The 18,336-nt window shown below is 68.8% G+C and carries 17 protein-coding genes; 11 read left to right on the plus strand and 6 right to left on the minus strand.

The annotated features are described in order from the left end of the window. Position 1 precedes the first annotated feature (1 nt). A complete protein-coding gene (locus HYG95_RS12245) occupies positions 2-433 on the plus strand; it encodes an NfeD family protein (RefSeq protein WP_181698093.1) in 432 nt (143 codons plus the stop codon). Positions 434-438: 5 nt separating this feature from the next. Further along, positions 439-1,668, plus strand: coding sequence for an SPFH domain-containing protein (locus HYG95_RS12250; RefSeq protein WP_181698094.1), 1,230 nt, complete (start codon positions 439-441; stop codon positions 1,666-1,668). A gap of 96 nt (positions 1,669-1,764) precedes the next feature. Here HYG95_RS12250 and HYG95_RS12255 read toward each other — a convergent pair whose 3' ends face one another. Further along, positions 1,765-3,009, minus strand: coding sequence for a molybdopterin-binding protein (locus HYG95_RS12255; protein ID WP_181698095.1), 1,245 nt, complete (start codon positions 3,007-3,009; stop codon positions 1,765-1,767). A 142-nt stretch (positions 3,010-3,151) separates the two neighbouring features. Here HYG95_RS12255 and HYG95_RS12260 point away from each other — a divergent pair, with 142 nt between their 5' ends. Continuing rightward, positions 3,152-4,003, plus strand: a complete 852-nt coding sequence (locus HYG95_RS12260; RefSeq protein ID WP_181698096.1) for an isocitrate lyase/phosphoenolpyruvate mutase family protein — start codon at positions 3,152-3,154, stop codon at positions 4,001-4,003. Position 4,004: 1 nt separating this feature from the next. On the opposite strand, the gene HYG95_RS12265 is transcribed toward HYG95_RS12260, so the two are convergent. Next, positions 4,005-4,631, minus strand: a complete 627-nt coding sequence (locus HYG95_RS12265; protein ID WP_181698097.1) for a DUF305 domain-containing protein — start codon at positions 4,629-4,631, stop codon at positions 4,005-4,007. Further along, entirely contained in the window at positions 4,628-6,190 is a 1,563-nt protein-coding gene (locus HYG95_RS12270; RefSeq protein ID WP_181698098.1) for an LVIVD repeat-containing protein, read from the minus strand. The genes HYG95_RS12265 and HYG95_RS12270 overlap by 4 nt, the downstream gene beginning before the upstream one ends. 222 nt (positions 6,191-6,412) lie before the next feature. Here HYG95_RS12270 and HYG95_RS12275 point away from each other — a divergent pair, with 222 nt between their 5' ends. The 5 genes from HYG95_RS12275 to HYG95_RS12295 are packed head-to-tail and all read left to right on the plus strand — an operon-like array spanning position 6,413 to position 12,285. Then, positions 6,413-8,146, plus strand: a complete 1,734-nt coding sequence (locus tag HYG95_RS12275; protein WP_181698099.1) for a BCCT family transporter — start codon at positions 6,413-6,415, stop codon at positions 8,144-8,146. 28 nt (positions 8,147-8,174) lie between these two features. Further along, positions 8,175-9,224, plus strand: coding sequence for an ABC transporter substrate-binding protein (locus HYG95_RS12280; protein WP_181698100.1), 1,050 nt, complete (start codon positions 8,175-8,177; stop codon positions 9,222-9,224). 56 nt (positions 9,225-9,280) lie between these two features. Then, positions 9,281-10,288: an iron ABC transporter permease gene (locus HYG95_RS12285; protein ID WP_181698147.1), complete on the plus strand. Its 1,008-nt coding sequence runs from the start codon at positions 9,281-9,283 to the stop codon at positions 10,286-10,288. After that, a complete protein-coding gene (locus HYG95_RS12290) occupies positions 10,285-11,070 on the plus strand; it encodes an ABC transporter ATP-binding protein (protein ID WP_181698101.1) in 786 nt (261 codons plus the stop codon). Before HYG95_RS12285 ends, HYG95_RS12290 begins: the two co-directional genes overlap by 4 nt. Positions 11,071-11,076: 6 nt before the next feature. Continuing rightward, positions 11,077-12,285: an MFS transporter gene (locus tag HYG95_RS12295; protein ID WP_370465767.1), complete on the plus strand. Its 1,209-nt coding sequence runs from the start codon at positions 11,077-11,079 to the stop codon at positions 12,283-12,285. Here HYG95_RS12295 and HYG95_RS12300 read toward each other — a convergent pair. Then, the gene (locus tag HYG95_RS12300) at positions 12,282-13,208 is read right to left on the minus strand and encodes a 3-methyladenine DNA glycosylase (protein WP_255495248.1); all 927 of its coding nucleotides are present in this window, start codon (positions 13,206-13,208) and stop codon (positions 12,282-12,284) included. The genes HYG95_RS12295 and HYG95_RS12300 overlap by 4 nt on opposite strands. Before the next feature lie 30 nt (positions 13,209-13,238). Next, complete coding sequence (locus HYG95_RS12305) at positions 13,239-13,823, minus strand: QsdR family transcriptional regulator (RefSeq protein ID WP_225280755.1); 585 nt, start codon at positions 13,821-13,823, stop codon at positions 13,239-13,241. Between the two features lie 64 nt (positions 13,824-13,887). Here HYG95_RS12305 and HYG95_RS12310 point away from each other — a divergent pair, with 64 nt between their 5' ends. Together HYG95_RS12310 and HYG95_RS12315 are read left to right on the plus strand one after the other, a co-directional pair. Beyond that, on the plus strand, positions 13,888-15,051 hold the full coding sequence (locus HYG95_RS12310; protein ID WP_181698103.1) for an acyl-CoA dehydrogenase family protein: 1,164 nt from the start codon (positions 13,888-13,890) through the stop codon (positions 15,049-15,051). A 9-nt stretch (positions 15,052-15,060) separates the two neighbouring features. Beyond that, positions 15,061-16,188, plus strand: a complete 1,128-nt coding sequence (locus tag HYG95_RS12315) for an acyl-CoA dehydrogenase family protein (RefSeq protein ID WP_181698104.1) — start codon at positions 15,061-15,063, stop codon at positions 16,186-16,188. 209 nt (positions 16,189-16,397) lie between these two features. Here the strand turns inward: HYG95_RS12315 and HYG95_RS12320 are convergent, their stop codons facing one another. Next, the gene (locus HYG95_RS12320; RefSeq protein WP_181698105.1) at positions 16,398-16,889 is read right to left on the minus strand and encodes a Crp/Fnr family transcriptional regulator; all 492 of its coding nucleotides are present in this window, start codon (positions 16,887-16,889) and stop codon (positions 16,398-16,400) included. 216 nt (positions 16,890-17,105) lie between these two features. Here HYG95_RS12320 and HYG95_RS12325 point away from each other — a divergent pair, with 216 nt between their 5' ends. Continuing rightward, positions 17,106-18,290 (plus strand): AI-2E family transporter, encoded by a 1,185-nt coding sequence (locus HYG95_RS12325; RefSeq protein ID WP_181698150.1) that lies wholly within the window; start codon positions 17,106-17,108, stop codon positions 18,288-18,290. Positions 18,291-18,336: the final 46 nt, after the last annotated feature.

Below are 18,336 nucleotides of genomic sequence, written 5' to 3' on the forward strand. Positions count from 1 at the left end.
GGTGGCCGCAATAGTCTGGCTGATCGCGGGCCTCGTGCTGGCGGCGGCCGAAATGCTCACCGGGGATCTCACGCTGCTCATGCTCGGAGTGGCGGCATTGGCCACCGCGGGCGTCAGCGCCACCGCGGGGTTGCCGCTGTGGGGTGACGCGCTCGTCTTCGGCGCGATGGCCGGGGTGCTGTTCCTCGGGGTTCGCCCGGTGCTGCGCCGCAGGTTCGGAACCCCGCCGCCCACACCGACGAATGTCGATGCGCTGACCGGGAAGTCGGCGCTCGTTCTCGAGGACGTCGCCGAGTATTCGGGCCGGGTCAAACTCGGTGGCGAAGTGTGGACGGCGCGTCCGCTCGATCCGAGCGAAGTCTACGAAGCCGGTGTGACCGTCTATGTGATGAAGATCGACGGCGCGACCGCCGTCGTCTGGAAGGGTCCTTAGAGTCCATGGTTGCCTTGATCGTGGCCGCCGTCCTCGTCCTGCTGGTCGTGGTGGTGGTTTTCAAATCTATTGCGCTCGTTCCGCAGGCCGAGGCGGCGGTGATCGAACGGCTCGGCCGGTACTCGCGCACGGTGTCGGGACAGCTCACGTTCCTCGTCCCGTTCGCCGACCGGGTGCGCGCCAAAGTCGACTTGCGTGAACGTGTGGTGTCGTTCCCGCCGCAGCCGGTGATCACCCAGGACAACCTCACCCTGCAGATCGACTCGGTGGTGTATTTCCAGGTCACCAGCCCGCAGGCCGCGGTGTACGAGATCAGCAACTACATCGCCGCCGTCGAGCAGCTCACCGTCACCACCTTGCGCAACGTGGTCGGTGGCATGACGCTCGAGGAGACGCTGACCTCGCGCGACCAGATCAACAACCAGCTGCGCGGGGTGCTCGACGAAGCCACCGGCCGTTGGGGTCTTCGGGTGGCCCGGGTGGAGCTGAAGTCGATCGATCCGCCGCCGTCGATCCAGGAGTCGATGGAAAAGCAGATGAAGGCCGACCGCGAGAAGCGGGCCATGATCCTCACCGCCGAGGGCACCCGCGAGTCGCAGATCAAGACCGCCGAGGGCGCCAAGCAGGCCCAGATCCTGTCCGCCGAGGGCGCCAAGCAGTCGGCGATCCTGTCGGCCGAGGGTGAGCGGCAGAGCCGCATCCTGCGGGCACAGGGTGAGCGGGCCGCGTCCTACCTGCAGGCCCAGGGTCAGGCCAAGGCCATCGAGAAGGTGTTCGCCGCCATCAAGAACGGCAAGCCGACACCGGAACTGCTTGCCTACCAGTACATGCAGACGCTGCCGATGGTGGCGAAGGGCGATGCCAACAAGGTGTGGCTGGTCCCCAGCGACTTCGGCAAGGCACTCGAGGGGTTCGCCCAGAACTTCGCCACCAAGGGCGAGGACGGGGTGTTCCGGTACGAACCGAACACCGAGGACACGCCCCCGGTGAAGATCGAGGACGACTCCGACGTGGCCGACTGGTTCGAGACCGCCTCGGACCCGAAGATCGAGCAAGCGGTCCGCGCCGCCGAGGCCACCGCCCGCCAGCCGGTCGAGGGCTTCGAGCCGACGCTGCCCAAAACCCTTGCGCCCAAACCGGAACGAAACCTCCCCGAACCGCCGCCGGTGGGCCCGGCCCAGTCCCAGCCCGGCGACCCGTACGGTCGCCCCTGGCAGCCGCCGCAGCAGACGTAACCCGCGGGCCGAGCGCTGGAATCGGTGGCGCGTCGCCTCAGATGATCGTTGGGCTCGGACCGGTGTCGGCAGACGACACCGGTCCGAGCCTTTCGGTCAGCGGGGGAGGGGGAGCAGTTCGACGAGGGTGCCTCGGCCGGTGCCGGGTGGGAGGACCGCCAGGGCTTGGCAGCCGATGAGGCCGGCCAGGTGGGGGGTGTGGGCGGGGCCGGTGCTGCGCCAGACGCCGCCGGTCTGTTGTTGGACGGGGACGATGCGGGTGGCGTCGCCCGCCATCACGCCTGCGTCCGAGAGCCTGCCCCACATGGTCGGGCCGGGGGTGCGCAGGGTGAGGGCGTCGATGACAGCGGGGCCGACGGCCAGCAGGGCGGCGACGGCGGCGAGCGGATTGCCGGGGAGGCCGAGCAGGACACGGCCGTCGGGGAGCTGGGCGACGAGGGTCGAGCCGCCGGGGCGGATCGCGACCCGGTCCACGACGATGCGGGCACCGAGGTCGGCGAGCAGGGTGCGCAGGTGGTCGGCGGCACCCCGGCCGGTTGCCCCGACCATCACCACCAGGTCGGCGTTCGATTTCAGGGCGAGCCAGGAACGCAGCAGGTCGCGTTCGTCGGTCAGATGCCACAGCCCGGTGCTCTCGATATCGCAGCAGCGCAGGAACTCCGGCAGCACCGGTCCGAGCGAATCGCGGGTCTCGCCCGGACCGAGCGGGCCGACTGCCCGGATCTCGTCACCGGTCATCACCACATCCGCGCGCAACGGCCCACGCACCGTGACGGTTTCGGCCTCGGCGCTGAGCGCGGCCGAGACCAGCGCGGCCGACACCCGTGTGCCCGCGGGTGCCAATTGTGTTCCGGTGGACCAGTTCTCACCTTGCCGCCGGGTGTCGTCGCGTACCGGGGCATCGGGTGCGCGCAATACCACCGGTTTGCCGGACACCACGGTGGTGACGATGTGTTCGTCGCGCAGAGTGGCCGTGGTGCCCAGCGGGGTGGCAGCGCCGGTCGCGATCCGCACCGCCTCGCCCGGAGCGAGCACCACCGAGCAGGGCCGCCCCGCGTACCCGACCTGCTCGTGCACCCGCCACCACGGCCCCGGCCCCGCGACCGCGTAACCGTCCATGGCCGCCGTGTCCACCCGGGGCAGTGGCGTGGCCGCGCGCAATGCCACCGCCAGTGTTCCCCCGACAGCCTCGCCCACCGGTAGCTCACGCACCCCCACCGGCTCCAGACCCGCCGCGATCCGCGCACGCACCTGTTCCAGCCCGCACCGCGTCACCGCGACGATCTCCGCCCGCGCGCTCACCACCACGTCCAACCTTCCGCCCGCCGATACTCCGCCCATCGTCCGCACCCCCCATTGCCTGCGATTTTCTCCCCAGTTGCCGCCCGATAACGTTGTCCTCACCCCCGCCGGTCCCCGCCGGTGCGATGCGGTTCGGCGTGGTCTCGGTGCGCGGATTGGATTCGCGTGGCTGAATGGAGGGGTGGATACGGGACAGCGGGAGCGGGCACAGGCGTTTGTCGAGCTGCATCGGTCGGGGTGTTTTCTGTTGCCCAATGCGTGGGATGCGGGGAGTGCGCGGGTGCTGGAGGCCGCCGGGTTTGCGGCGATCGCCACGACAAGTGCCGGGATCGCGTTCTCGTACGGCAGGCCCGATCACGACTTTCACGCCTCGGAGGAGGACGGGCGGGTCGACAAGGGCACGATGATGCGCCGGATCGGGGAGATCACCGGTGCGGTGGGGATTCCGGTGAGCGCCGATCTCGAGGAGGGGTACGGGCCGGACGCACAGGCCGTGGCGACCACCATCGCGGAGGCCATCACCGCTGGGGCGGCGGGCGGCAATATCGAGGACTTCACCGGTGAGCGCGCGGCCCCGCTGTTCGAGGAGGTGCACGCCGTGGACCGGGTGCGTGCCGCCCGCGCGGCGGTGGCGGCCAGCGGTGCGCCGTTCGTGCTCGTCGGCCGTACCGACGTCCTGCTCGTCGGTGGCGGGCTGGACGAGGCGATCCGCCGGGGCAACGCCTATCTCGCGGCGGGTGCGGACTGCGTTTTCGTTCCCGGTGCCGCCGACGCCGAAACCATCGCCACCCTTGTTCGCGAGCTCGACGGCCCCCTCAATGTCGTCATGGGACTCACCGCCACCCTCACCATGGCCGAGCTCGCCGATCTCGGTGTCCGGCGGGTCACCGTCGGCGGCAGTATCGCGCGCATGCTGTACCGCCACCTGTTCGACGCCGCCCGCGAACTGGCCGAACGTGGCACCTTCACCTACGCCGAGAACCAGCTCGGTCAGGACGCGTTGAACGACATGTTCACCCGCCGCGACCGATAGTTCACGGTCGTGCGCCGCGCAACTCGAGAAGCACACCGAGCGAGCCCATTTCGCGGCTCTGCGACTGCGCCATCGACCTGGCCGCCTGCTTGACCGGCCCCTCGGTGAGCAGGGCGTCGGCGGCGCGGGCCATGGTGATTCCGCCCGCGTGGTGGTGGTACATCAGCCGCAGAAACAAGATCTCGGCCTCGGAACCTCGTGCCGTGGTGAGAGTGTCGAGCTCGGCTCGGGTCGCCAGCCCGGGCATGGTGGCGGGGCCGGTCGAATGATGGTGTGCCGTCATCCAGCTCATCGGTGTGGTGGCGGTAGGCGCGGCGCCGGCGAGCTGCGTCCAGCCGAGCAGGGTACCGATCTCGACCCGCTGGGTGTCGGCGATCTGTTCGGCGAGCGCACGCACCCCCGCGTCGACGGTCGGGTCGAGCCGTTGCACGAGGATCATGGCCTGCTGGTGATGAGCCGTCATGTCCTGCACGAAACCCAGCTCGGTCGAGTTCAGCACCGTTGCGGGCGCGGATTCTTCGGAAGCGAGCAGCGGGCGCGACGCCGCGCCGAGGACGAAGAAGAACACGGCTGCCGCCAGCGCGGCCGCCACCCCGAGAGCCCTCGGGCGATCGGCGATCACCCTCATGACCCCAGCGTCGAAACCTGGTCGGCGGGCGCCCGATACACCGCCTCGTCCAGATTCAGCACCATGAACCCGTTGTCGGAACAGGTGACGTACAACTGATTTCCCCGCCACTCGGGCGGTGACATGCACCAGTCCGCCGACAGATCACCGAACGCGATCAGCCCCACCCGCGCCGACAACACCTGCGCGGGATCGAACAACCCGTCCGCCATGGCCCGCAGTGCGGCGGGCGCACTCATCGCGGGGATACCGATGATCGAGGCCAGCGCGTGCGGGGAGTTCCAGATCTCGAGGTTGCGCCCGGTGCGGGCGGGCGGGTTGAAATAGGCGATCTCACGGATCGCGGCGGGGTCGCGCACGTCGAACACCCGGATGCCGGAGGAGGTCCAGCCACAGGCGAGCGCGGTCGGGTTCGCCGGGCGGTCCGCCGTGCAGTAGTGCGGATCGTAGGAGAACAGCGAATTGCCCATGGCCGAACCGATCTGGGCGTCGACGTGCTCACCGAGATTGATCTCGAGCTTGATCTTGTTCACGATGCGCGGCGCGGTGTCGTCGGAGACATCGATGAGTTTCACCCCGCCGGAACCACCTTCGTCGACGGTGAACAGATGCGGCACACCGTCATAGGTCACCGGCACACTGTGCTGGGTGGCCCAGCCGTCGGTCCAGAAGGTGCGCCCGAGATGGGGGACCTGCGGGTTCGGATCGCGACGTTGCACCGCGCTCACGTCGAGCACGGTGAACCCGCCGAGCGCGGAGATGTAGAGCCGGTTCCCGTCGGGGCTCACCCCGAAACCGTGCGCCTCGATCCCGGTGAGCCCCTGCCAGATCACGTGCGGATTCGCCGGATCGGTCAGATCGATCGCACTGAGCAGGCCGGGCGCGATGCCCGAGGCCCAGTAGGTGCGGCCGTCGGGGGAGAAGCCGCCCTCGTGCGTCGTGATCGGCAGCGGCATGGCCGGGTTCGTGCCCGGCCCCGGATTCAGCAGCCGGGGATGCGCGCAATCGGAGATGTCGTACACCGACAGCAAGCCCGCGCCGATGGCGAGCGGGACGCCGGTGCCGACGAGCAATTTGCGAGTCGTGTTGACCTTCAACGTCTCCCAGGTGCCGGCCAGCATCGCGGGCTCGGCGAGGGTCGCGGTGTGCCGTGGATTCGCCGGATCGGACACGTCGAGCACCTGCACGCCCGGGTGTTCGCCGAGCAGGGTGCCGGGGAAGAACGACCCGATGTAGGCGCAGTGTTCGAAACTGGTCGACGTGATCCCGGCTCCGCGCCCGGTGTATCCGCCTGCCATCGACATATTGCAGTGATAGCCCTGCGCGCTGCGGCCACTGTCCCGGTCGGCGGCGGGCACGTCGCCCTGCAGCCCCATCTCCGGTGCGGACCCCGGCCCGCACTCCGCGCGTGGCACCGATGTCCGCCCGATGTCGAAGAATTCGTGCACCAGCTGGTCGAAGGGCTGATCGGCGGCCGCGCCCGACGGCAGTCCGATCGCGATCAGCGCGGCCACCGCCGCCGGTGCCGTCGCGCGCACGACCCGAGTCCACAGGTGCATCGTTGCCTCCTCGATCCGCCCCCCGACGGCTACTGACTCAGACAGTCGTCTGTGCGAATCGTAAAGCAACCGAAAGATTGCCGGAGGTGATTCCGGGGAACTAAGCCAAGGCTGGGTCGTGCCTTACCCGAGGTCCGCATCGATGCGCTGTACGGTTGCTGCAACCGGCCGGTTCGTCTGGGCGGGCCGGGGTGCGTGCGGCCGGAAAGGATTACGGACTTCATGTCGAACAACGTTGTTGACAGATCCGGTGACGCCGACGCGACACCGGGAGCGGTACCCCCGAGAGCATCGCGCAAAACGGGACTCGATCGATTCGTCTTCGCCGCCACCGCGATCGGTGCGCTGGCCTTCGTCGCCTGGGGTGCACTCGACGACGAAAGCCTCGCCGCTGCGGCGAGTTCGGCCCAGAAGTGGGTCATCACCAACACCGGCTGGCTGTTCGTGCTGGTCGCCACCGCGTTCGTGGTGTTCGTGATCTGGCTGGCGGTGAGCCGCTACGGGCGTATCCCGCTCGGTGCCGACGACGAGAAGCCCGAATTCCGCACGGTCTCCTGGATCGCCATGATGTTCAGCGCGGGCATGGGCATCGGGTTGATGTTCTGGGGCGTGGCCGAACCGTTGTCGCACTTCGTGAATCCGCCGCCGCACACCGCCGAGCCGGGCTCACCGGCCGCCGCCGAGGTCGCGATGGCGACCACGCTGTTCCACTGGACGTTGCACCCGTGGGCGATCTACGCCGTAGCCGGCCTCGCCATCGCCTACGGCACCTTCCGGAAAGGCCGCTCGCAGTTGATCTCCTCGGTGTTCCGGCCGTTGCTCGGCCGCCACGCCGACGGTCTCGGTGGCCGCGCGATCGACATGATGGCGATCTTCGCGACCCTGTTCGGCTCGGCCGCCTCCCTCGGCCTCGGTGCCCTGCAGATCGGTGCGGGCATGGAGTTCAACGGTTGGATCGACGGCGTCGGCAAGATCGGTCTCGTCGCCGTCATCTCGGGCCTCACCGTGGCGTTCGTGTTCTCGGCGGTGTCGGGTATCGAACGCGGTATCCAGTGGCTGTCCAACATCAATATGGTGCTGGCCCTTGCCATCGCGGCGTTCGTGTTCATCGCCGGGCCGACGCTGTTCGTACTGAACCTGCTGCCGATCGCCCTCGGTGACTACGTCGAGATGCTGCCGACCATGGCCTCACGCACCGGCGCCGGTGACGAGGCGATGAAGGCCTGGCTGTCGAGCTGGACGATCTTCTACTGGGCGTGGTGGATCTCGTGGACCCCGTTCGTCGGCATGTTCATCGCCCGCATCAGCCGCGGCCGCACCATCCGCCAGTTCGTCACCGGTGTGTTGCTGGTGCCGAGCGTGGTGAGCCTGCTGTGGTTCGCCGTCTTCGGTGGCGCGGGTATCGCCGAGCAGACCAAGGACCGCGCGCTCACCGAACCCGACGGCTCGGTGGACTCGAACTTCGCCCTGTTCCACCTGCTCGACCAGTACCCGCTCACTTCGATCACCACCGTGGTGGTGATGATCCTCGTGGCGATCTTCTTCGTCTCCGGTGCCGACGCCGCCTCCATCGTGATGGGCACGCTGTCCGAACGCGGCAGCATCGAACCGTCGCGGTGGATCGTCATCTTCTGGGGTGCGGCGACCGGTGCGGTCGCGGCGATCATGCTGGTCATAGCCGATTCCGACAATCTCGGTGGTGCGCTGACCGGCCTGCAGGCGCTGACGACGGTCGTCTCGCTGCCGTTCCTCGTGGTGATGATCGCGATGTGTTTCTCGCTCTACAAGGACCTGCGCGACGACCCGCTGATCCTGCGGGCCGACCGGGGTGCGGAACTCATCGAGATCGCCGTCGACAAGGGCACCGAGTTGCACGAGGGCGACTTCGCTCTGGTCACCGAACCCGCCACCGAAGAGATCGTCATCGATCTGAAAAAGAAGGACGCCAGCGACTGACCAGTTACTTTAGGTTAGGCTGCCTTTCGTGAAATTGTCTGTGGGTCGGATCGGTCTGGTTTGTGTCACCGCCGCGGTGGCGAGCGCGCTCGTCGCCTGCGGCGAATCCGAGCAGGTCGCGGGTCCCGGCGCGGCGGCAGGCGGCGAAGGCCGCACCAGCTATCCGCTCACGCTGGACAACTGCGGGACCAGCGTCACCCTCGACGCGCCGCCGCAGCGGGTGGTGTCGCTGGATCAGGGATCCACCGAGATCCTGCTGTCGCTCGGACTCGGTGACCGGGTCGTCGGCACCGCGTCCTGGACCGATCCGGTGCGCGACAACCTGGCCGAGGCGAACAAGTCGGTGCCGCGCCTGGCCGACAACGCCCCCACCTACGAGGTCGTCCTCGACACCGACCCGGACTTCGTCACCGCGTCGTTCGGCAGGCACTTCAAGCAGGGCGGCGTCGCCGATCGCGCCCGGTTCGCCGAAACCGGCATCGACACCTACCTGTCGCCCACCGATTGCGACAACGGGGTGAGCATCAACGGCGGCGGTAAGCGAACCAACCCGCTGACCATGGACTCGCTGTATCAGGAGATCCGCGAACTGGCGACCGTCTTCGACGTGACCGACCGCGGCGACCGGCTCATCGCGGAGCTGCGCAGCCGGGCGGACGCGGCCGTAGCGGGGATCACGAAGTCGGACGTCTCGATGGCGTTCTGGTTCGCCGACACCAAGAGCCCCTATGTCGCGGGCGGTCTCGGCTCGGCGAACCTGCTCGCCACCACGGTCGGCGCGACCAATGTCTTCGCCGACCTCACCGACGACTGGCCCGCCGTCGGCTGGGAGACCCTGGTCGACCGCAACCCCGATGTGCTCGTCCTCGGTGACCTGCTGCGCAACCGTTTCCCCGGTGACCGGCTGGCCGACAAGACCGCCTTCCTCGAAGCCGATCCCGTCACCCGCGACCTCGAGGCCGTCCGCGCCAAGCGCTACATCGCGCTGCACGGCGCCGAGATGAATCCGTCCATCCGCGCCGTCGACGGCCTGGAGAAGGTGGCCGCCGGCCTGCGCGAACTGAAGGTGCCCAACTGAGTACCGTGCGCGAGCAGGCACGCACCACCGCCGGTCCGGTTAGGGAGCGTCCCCTGGTGCTCTGGTCGCTGATCGTCGTCGGTGGGTTCGCCGCGCTCGCGGTGTCGATCCTGATCGCCGTCACCCTCGGCCCGGCCGACATCTCGCCGGTGAACGTGCGCGATGTGCTGCTGAACCACCTCGGGCTCACCGATGTCCCCGTGCGGGTGTCGAAGAACGCGATCGTGTGGGAGGAACGCCTGCCGCGTGCCCTGGTCGCCGCCGCGTGCGGTGCCGGGCTCGGCATCTGCGGTGTGATCATGCAGTCGCTGCTGCGCAACCCGCTGGCCGACCCGTTCGTCCTCGGTATCTCCTCCGGTGCGTCGACCGGTGCGGTGATCGTCGGTGTGCTCGGGGTGGGTGGGGCGGCGCTCGGGTTGTCGGGCGGGGCGTTCCTCGGTTCGCTCGTCGCCTTCGGGCTGGTGCTGCTGCTGGCCCGCATGTCCGGTGGCAGCAATGACCGGGTGATCCTGGCGGGTGTGGCGAGCACCCAGTTGTTCTCCGCGCTCACCTCGTTCGTCATCTTCGCGTTCGCCGACTCCGACGAGACACGCGGCGTGATGTTCTGGCTGCTCGGCTCGCTGGAAGGGGTGCGCTGGGACGACGTGACGCTGTGCGCGATCGTCGTGCTGGCGGGTGCGGCGGTGTGCCTGTACTTCGCCTACGTGCTCGACGCCTTCTCCTTCGGTGACGATGTGGCCGCTTCGCTGGGCATCGCCGTCGCCAAGGTGCGCATGCTGTTGCTGATCGTGACCGCGCTCATCACCGCGACCCTGGTCAGCGTCGCGGGCGCGATCGGGTTCGTCGGGCTTGTCCTTCCGCACGCGGCGCGGTTCCTGGTGGGTCCCCGCCACAGCCGGTTGGTTCCGGCGACCGCGCTGCTCGGCGCGGTGTTCATGGTGTGGGTGGACGCGATCTCACGGGTGGCGTTCGCGCCGACCCCGCTGCCCGTCGGGGTGGGGACGGCCCTGGTGGGTGTGCCGGCGTTCATCGTCATTCTGTCGCGGCGAAGGAGTGTGCGATGACGCTGCACGCGCGCAACGTCACCTGGGACCGGGGTGGGTCGCTCGTCGTCGACGGGGTGAGTCTCACGCCGTCGCCGGGGGAGACCGTCGGCCTGCTCGGTCCCAACGGGTCCGGGAAGTCCTCGTTGTTGCGGCTTCTCAACGGGGTGGTGCGGCCGACCTCCGGCGTGGTGACCCTCGACGGTGACGACCTCACCACGGTCAAACGCAGGCAGATCGCGCGGGCGGTCGCCGTGGTGAGTCAGCACGCCGACACCGACGTCGACATCACCGTCGCCGACGTGGTCCGCCTCGGCCGCATCCCGCATCGCGGCGCCTTCGGCGGCAACACCGTCGCCGACGAAGCCGCGGTGGCCGCCGCGCTCGAACACACCGGCCTCACGGCGAAGGCGGACCGGTTGTGGCACCGGCTCTCCGGTGGTGAGAAGCAGCGTGTGCAGATCGCGCGGGCACTGGCGCAGGAACCGCGTGAGCTGCTGCTCGACGAGCCGACCAACCACCTCGACATCCACCATCAGCTCGAACTGCTCGCCCTGGTCACCCGGCTGCCGGTGACCAGCGTGATCGCCCTGCACGATCTGAATCTGGCCGCCATGTTCTGCGACGCGGTGGTCGTGTTGAAGGAGGGCCGGGTCGTGGCCGGTGGCCCGCCGGTCGACGTCCTGACCGCCGAACTGATCGCCGAGGTGTACAACGTGCGCGCCGAGGTGATCACCGACGCGGCGAAGGGCCGGTTGTCCATCCTGTTCGAACCGGGGCCGGTCCCGGTCCCCGCACCCTGATCCGCGGTGCCGGATTCGGGTCGGCCACTGCTCGACCGGTGGTCGCTGTCGCGTGATCTGGTCGCGGCCACTCCGGCGGTGCGGTTGCTCGTCCTCACCCAGCTGGCGTTCAACGTCGGCTTCTTCATGGTGCTGCCGTACCTGTCGGTGTACCTGACCGAGGATCTCGGGCTGCGCGCGGCGTTCGTCGGGGCGGTGCTCGGATTGCGCACCTTCTCGCAGCAGGGGTTGTTCTTCGTCGGTGGCTCGCTGGCCGACCGGTGGGGTGTGCGACCCGTGGTCGTCGCCGGATGCCTTTGTCGCATAACAGGGTTCGTCGGCCTGGCAGCGGTCACCTCGGTGCCGGGCATCGTGGCGGCGACCGTGCTGATCGGGTTCGCAGGCGCGTTGTTCTCGCCCGCCGTCGAAAGCGCGCTCGCCACCGCGGCCGGGAGCGCGGGGCGGGCACGCACCGAGGCCTTCGCGTTGTTCTCGGCATTCGGCCAGGTGGGGGCGTTCACCGGGCCGCTGCTCGGGGCACTGCTGCTCGCCGCCGACTTCGCGGTGGCGTGCCTGGTCGCGGCCGGAGTCTTCGTGGTGATCCTGCTCGCGCATCTGCGGTGGTTACCCCGCACACCCGGTGCGCACAGCACCTGGCGCGAAGGCTGGCGGGAAGTGCTCGCCAACAAGCGGTTTCTCGTGTTCGCGGTGGCGATGAGCACGCAGTTGGTCGCCTACAACCAGCTGTATCTGCTGCTGCCGCTCGAGGTGGAACGAGCATGGGGTTCGCAGGCGCCGCTCGGCTGGTTCTTCGCGCTCTCGTCGCTGTTCGTGGTGCTCGCGCAGTTGCCGGTGACCCGGCGGGCGCGTTCGGCCACCGCCCTGCCGGTCGGGCTCCTGGTGATGGCGACCGCGTTCCTGGTGATGGCGGTGTGCGCGCCCGCCCGGTGGCACGGGGTGGCGGGGCTGATTCCGGCGGCGGTGTTCGTGCTGCTGCTGGCGCTCGGGCAGATGATCGTGCTCCCGGTGTCGCGGGACACGGTGGGGCGTATCGCCGGTGAGCGGCGGCTCGGGTCGTACTACGGGTTGCTCGCGTCCATCGGCGGGGTGGGTGTGCTGATCGGCTCCGTGGTCACCGGTGCGCTGATCGATCTGGTGCCCGGAGGGAGTGCGCCGTGGGTCGCGGTGGCGGTCGCGCTGTGCGCGAGTGCTGTCGTGCTGCGGCGCGGCGGTTAGGCGGCGAACTGCTCGAGGGTGGCCGACAATTCGGTACAGGATTCGCGTAATCGTGTGCGTAGCGTGTCGGCGGTTTCGGCGACGGCGGCTTGGGCGCGCACGTATTCCGCACGGCCGTTGGGGGTTTCGACGCGGACTGGTTCGTAGCCGAATTCCCGCAGGTCGTACGGGCTGGCGCGCATGTCGAGTTCCCGTGCGGTGCAGGCGAGTTCGAAACAATCGAGCAGCAGGTCCGAGGGGATCAGCGGGGCCAGCTTGAAACCCCATTTGTAGAGATCCATGTTCGCGTGGAGGCAGCCGGGTTGTTCCCGTCGCACCTGGTCGGCGCGGGTCAGCGGCTCGGCATTGCGCCCCACCGCGTCCGGGGTGAAGAACCGGAACGCGTCGAAGTGCGTGCACCGCAACGACATCGACTCCACCACCGCATCGGTCCCCGCATGCCCCAACCGCAACGGCACCTGCTGATGGCGCACCTCGTCGGTGCGGTACACCATCGCCCACTCGTGCAACCCGAAGCACGACAGCTGCGCCGAACGCGTCGCGGTAGCGGTCAGCAACCGCCCGACGAACTCCACCGTTTCCCGCCGCTTCACCAGATAAGCCGGATCGGCCGTGAACACATCGCCATCCACCCGGTGATACCCGCGAGCACCCGCGTACTCCCGCGCTCCCCGCAAACCGATCCCGAACCCCGGATGCCACCGCCGCAACTGCGCGGGCTTGTTCCCGTAGTAGGTGAACAGGAAATCGATGACCGGATGGGCCGTCCCCGCCGCCCGCCGCTCCAGATACGGGCCGACCAGCCGATCGAGTCGCTCCCGGTGCGCGGACGCGGCGGCCTGCCACTCGACCTCGGGCAATACCCGTAGGTCGAGAGCGGAGTCCAGGTCGTGGTGCGTGCTCACCTGGTCATTGTCCCGCATCAGCCGGAGGCACCAACGACCTGCCGCAGCTCAGGCTCGGAGGAGCGCCGCCTGCACCTGTTGGAGCCGGTCCACATCCCCGCGGAAACCGGCGACCGCGTCGTTGTACAGGAACGCTTCCCACAGCCGCACCAGGGCGTAGGCCAAGGTGTCGCGGACGATGGGCGGCTGATAGCCCTCGGCCTCGGCGCGTTCGATCAGGCCCGCGACGACCGCGACCGCCGTCTGGTGGACGAGGCCGTCGCTGCGGGTGATCAAACGCAGGGCGCTGGTCGACTCGTTGTCGAAATAGGTGCGCAGTGAATCGTCCTCGACCAGCCAGTGGATGCAGCGGTCCAGGATCTCGTTGAGGCGTTCCGCGCCGGTCGCCCGGCACGTCCGGGCGGTGTGGGCGACCATGCGCTCGAGCTGGTGGGCGATCGCGGCGCCGAGCAGGCCGTCGCGGGAGCCGAACCACCGGTAGATGCTGGTGCGTCCGAGGCCGAGCTGGGCGGCGATGGCGTTGACGTCGACGCGCTTGCCCGCGAGGAACGTGTCGATCGCGACGCGCAGCACATCGTCGCGGGTGGCCGCGGCCGGTCGTCCGGGCGCCCGGGTCCCTTCGGTTCGCGTCACAGGGGACAGCATAGGCCGCCGAGGGTATTTGAAACATATCGCTCTCTGTGTAACATTCCCGAGCATGCAATTGGCACTCACCGAGGACGAGCTCGCCTTCCGCGACGAGCTGCGTGCCTTCTTCCGGCACGAAATTCCCGAAGACATCCGTAATCGCACCCGGCACATGGCCGAGGTCAGCAAGGACGACATCGTCACCACCCAGCGCATCCTCAACGCGCACGGGCTCGCGGTGCCGCACTGGCCGGTCGAATGGGGTGGCCGCGACTGGACCCCCGTGCAGCGCCATATCTGGCACGACGAGATGCAGCTCGCCTCGGTCCCCGAACCGCTCACCTTCAACACCAACATGATCGGGCCGGTCATCGCCCAGTTCGGTGCGCCGGAGATGAAGCAGCGCTTCCTGCCCGCGACCGCGAATCTCGACATCTGGTGGTGCCAGGGCTTCTCCGAACCCGAGGCCGGTTCCGACCTCGCCTCCCTGCGTACGGTCGCCGTGCGTGACGGCGACGACTACGTGATCAACGGCCAGAAGACCTGGACCACCGCCGCGCAGAGCGCGGACTGGATGTTCTGCCTGGCCCGCACCGATCCGAACGCGCCCAAGAAGCAAGCGGGCATCTCGATGCTGCTGTTCCCGCTGGACACACCGGGCGTCACCGTCCGCCCGATCGAGTTGATCGACGGCGGCTTCGAGGTGAACGAGGTATTCCTCGAGGATGTGCGGGTGCCCGCCGACCAGCTCGTCGGCCAGGAGAACCAGGGCTGGACCTACGCCAAATTCCTGCTCGGCAACGAACGCACCGGCATCGCCGCCGTCGGCCAGACCAAGGTGCGGCTGTGGCTGGCCAAGGAACACGCCAAGCAGACCCGGCTCGGATCCGGCACCCTGCTCGACGACCCGATGTTCGCCGCCCGCATCGCCGAACTCGAAAATGAGCTCATCGCACTCGAACTCGTGCAGGCGCGGGTCGTCGCCGGTTCCGCCGACGGCGCACCGAACCCGGTGTCCTCGATTCTCAAACTGCGCGGCACCGAACTCCAGCAGGCGGTCACCGAACTGCTCGTCGACATCGCGGGTGCGGACTCGCTCGCCCGCGAGTCCGATGAACCCGACTGGGCGCGACGCAGCACCGCCACCTACCTCAATTACCGCAAAACCTCGATCTACGGAGGATCCAGCGAGGTGCAGCGCAGCATCATCGCCTCGACGATCCTCGGACTGTGAGACAGCGCAATGGATTTCGAATTCACCACCGAACAGGACATGCTGCGCGACACCGTCCGTAGCGTCCTCACCCGGCACTACACCCACGAACGGCGCGCCACCGTCGTCGCCACCGACCCCGGCTGGGATCCGCAGGTGTGGTCGACCTTCGCCGAGATCGGCCTGCTCGGGCTCACCATCCCCGCCGACGACGGCGGACTCGACGCGGGCCCGATCGAGACCATGCTCGTGCTGGAAGAACTCGGACGCGCGCTCGCACCGGAACCGGTGCTCGACTGCGCGCTGATCCCCGGCGCCGTCATCACCCGGGCAGGCTCGGCGCAACAGCGCAAACAGCTGCTGCCCGAAATCGCGGCAGGCGAGCGCAGGCCGGTCTTCGCCCATGTCGAGCCGGGGATGCGGCCACCGTCCGCCGCGGTGTCCACCCGGGCGACCCGCGACGGTGACGGCTGGCGGGTGACCGGGCGCAAGCACCCGGTCGCCGCCGCGGATTCCGCCGACCAGTTCATCGTCAGCGCGGCGCTGCCCGACGGCGGCACCGGACTGTTCCTGGTCGAGCCGACCGATCCGGGCGTCACCGTCACCGCCTTCCGCACCCACGACGGCCGCCGCGGTGCCGACCTCACCTTCGACGGCGCCGCCGCCGAACCCCTCGGCAACCCGGTCGACGCCGCCGATGTGATCGGCGAAATGATCGTCACCGCCCAGGCCGCGCTGGGTGCCGAAGCGGTCGGTGCCATGTCCGAAGCGCTGCGGCTGACCACCGTGTACCTGGGCACCCGCAAACAGTTCGGGGTCGCACTGCGTACTTTTCAGACGCTCACCCACCGCGCCGCCGACATGTACGTCTCGCTGGAGCTCGCCAGGAGCATGAGCCTGTACGCCTCGATGTCTCTGGCCGACGGCATCGCCGACCCGCTGGTCGCCGCCCGCGCGAAACTGCGAATCGGCCGCTCCGGCAGGCACATCGGCCAGGAAGCCATCCAGATGCACGGTGGCATCGGCATGACCGCCGAGTACCCCGTCGGCCACTACACCGCCCGCCTCACCGCCATCGAACACACCCTCGGCGACTCCAGCGATCACCTGCGTTACCTGACCGCCCACGTCACCGACCACCAGTTGGCGGAGATCTGAGCCGAATTCCGGTCCCGGCGGGTGCGAGTGCCACCCGCCGGGTGGTTCGGCGGGCGGACTGCTCCGGATAGGTGCGGTGGTCGAGGCCGTCACATGATTCACCGATGCCGGGCCTCCGGAGCGGGTGAGAACTCTTCGCTCGCCGCCGGAGCAGCGCGGAGTGTTGCGAACGCGAGAGCGGAATGATCGTGTGTCGGAAGAGAATCCGGTCAGTGTGAGGACTCGAGGCGTTTCGCCACGCTCGTGAGCCAGCGGCGGGAGATATCGGGGTGGTCGGCCAGGAGTGCGTCGAAGGCAGCGGCCGGTAGGAACAGGCAGCGCGAATCGGTGCGGGCGCGGGCGGTGTAGGGCGGCGGCGTTTCGAGCAGCAGGGCGAGGTCGCCGTCGAGGTCGCCGGGGCGCAGCACGTCGATGACCGTTTGCTCTTGCGCCGAGCCGACCGACAACTCGATCAGCCCCTGCCGGACGAACCACACTCCCTCCGGCGCCGCCCCGGCGACGAACAGCGACGACCCGGCGACCAGGGGTTTCGGCTCGAAACGGTCGGCGAGTTCGTCGTAGTCCTCGACGCGCAGCGGGCAGGTGCGCAGGCGGCCCACACACCGCGCGACCCAGGCCGCGTGCCGTAACTGATCGTCGCCGAAATTGTCTTCGCCCGTGGCGCGGACCAAATGGGAAAACGCCCGATGACTGTGGATCATTGCTCGCTCCTGGTGGTGGTGCCGCAACTTCGTCCCACTTCGATTATCCTCGCCGAACTGCGCGAATGCCCGCCTGCGCGAAGGCGCATCCGGTGGCTCACCGATCCGTCCCGGCACGGCACGGACCTGGGGCCGGCCACCGTCGAGGCGCGCCGACGGGGAATGCTCATCATGCGGGGGCGCCGGGGCGCATGCCAGACTAGCGGCGTGGGCGCGATGGGGAATGCGAGCGCTACGGCGCGAACGGACGGACAGCAGGGCCGCGACCGAGGCGAGGTGATCGGTGGCGGACTGCTGTGGCTGGCCAAATGGGCACTCTGCATCGTCGCGATCGCGGCGGGTGCGTGGGTGCTCGGCACGATCGTGGCGCGGCTGTGGGTGGTGCTGTTGCCGGTCGCGCTGGCGGTCGTGGTGACCACGATCCTGTGGCCCGCGACCAGGTGGCTCACCGCGCACGGGTTGCGGCCCGCTTTGGCTGCGACGATCACGCTGGTGAGTTTCCTCGCGCTGGTGGCGGGCGTCATCGCGCTGATCGTGCCGTCGGTCGCCGATCAGGCACCGGAACTGGCGGACAAGTCGACCGCGGGCGTGAACCAGGTGCGTGACTGGATCCAGGGTCCGCCGCTGAACATCCGCGACGAGCAGCTCGACTCCGCTGTCGACGCCATCGTGTCGCGACTGCAGTCCAGTGGCACCCAGATCGCCAACGGCGTCTTCACCGGCGTATCCACCGCCACCTCGGTGCTGATCGCGGTGTTCCTGGTGCTGGTTCTGGTGTTCTTCTTCCTGAAGGACGGGCCGCGCCTGCTGCCCTGGATGAACCTTGTGTGCGGCAACCGCAGCGGCCGCCACCTCGAGGCCGTGCTCGAGCGGGTCTGGGGGACCCTCGGCGGGTTCATCCGCACCCAGGCCATCGTCAGTTTCGTCGACGCCGTCCTCATCGGCGCTGCCCTGTTCATCCTCGATGTGCCGTTGGCACTGGTGCTGTCGGTGATCACCTTCGTCGGCGGGTTCATCCCGATGGTCGGCGCGTTCGTGGCGGGCGCGCTCGCCGTCCTCGTCGCGTTGGTCGGCAACGGTTTCACCACGGCGCTGATCGTGCTGGGTGTCGTGATCGCCGTGCAGCAGCTGGAAGGCAATGTGCTGCAACCGGTGTTGCAGAGCCGCAGCATGGAGTTGCACCCGGTGATCGTGCTGCTCGCGGTCACCGCGGGTGGCTCCCTCTACGGCATCACCGGCGCCTTCCTCGCCGTCCCGGTGGTGGCGATGATCGCGGTGGTCCTGCGCTACCTCGGCGAACAGATCGACGCGAAGACCACCCCACCGGAATCGGCGGAATGCGAAACCGCGGCGAAGGCGGCCGTCCCACCCTCCGCCCAGCCCTCCGGCGATCCCGCCTGACCGGAAGCACTGCCGCAGGGGAAACTCACCCGCCCGGCGTCGAAGT

Source organism: Nocardia sp. GTS18, from assembly GCF_013839555.1.
In the GTDB taxonomy this organism is placed as follows: domain Bacteria; phylum Actinomycetota; class Actinomycetes; order Mycobacteriales; family Mycobacteriaceae; genus Nocardia; species Nocardia rosealba.

Bases quoted from the DNA above. Each gene is read 5' to 3' on its own strand.
- HYG95_RS12320 (WP_181698105.1), bottom strand. From the start codon at position 16,889: ATGATCCACAGTCATCGGGCGTTTTCCCATTTGGTCCGCGCCACGGGC.
- HYG95_RS12315 (WP_181698104.1), top strand. From the start codon at position 15,061: ATGGATTTCGAATTCACCACCGAACAGGACATGCTGCGCGACACCGTC.
- HYG95_RS12325 (WP_181698150.1), top strand. From the start codon at position 17,106: ATGGGGAATGCGAGCGCTACGGCGCGAACGGACGGACAGCAGGGCCGC.
- HYG95_RS12250 (WP_181698094.1), top strand. From the start codon at position 439: ATGGTTGCCTTGATCGTGGCCGCCGTCCTCGTCCTGCTGGTCGTGGTG.
- HYG95_RS12300 (WP_255495248.1), bottom strand. From the start codon at position 13,208: ATGCGGGACAATGACCAGGTGAGCACGCACCACGACCTGGACTCCGCT.
- HYG95_RS12270 (WP_181698098.1), bottom strand. From the start codon at position 6,190: ATGCACCTGTGGACTCGGGTCGTGCGCGCGACGGCACCGGCGGCGGTG.
- HYG95_RS12310 (WP_181698103.1), top strand. From the start codon at position 13,888: ATGCAATTGGCACTCACCGAGGACGAGCTCGCCTTCCGCGACGAGCTG.
- HYG95_RS12290 (WP_181698101.1), top strand. From the start codon at position 10,285: ATGACGCTGCACGCGCGCAACGTCACCTGGGACCGGGGTGGGTCGCTC.
- HYG95_RS12255 (WP_181698095.1), bottom strand. From the start codon at position 3,009: ATGGGCGGAGTATCGGCGGGCGGAAGGTTGGACGTGGTGGTGAGCGCG.
- HYG95_RS12265 (WP_181698097.1), bottom strand. From the start codon at position 4,631: ATGAGGGTGATCGCCGATCGCCCGAGGGCTCTCGGGGTGGCGGCCGCG.
- HYG95_RS12275 (WP_181698099.1), top strand. From the start codon at position 6,413: ATGTCGAACAACGTTGTTGACAGATCCGGTGACGCCGACGCGACACCG.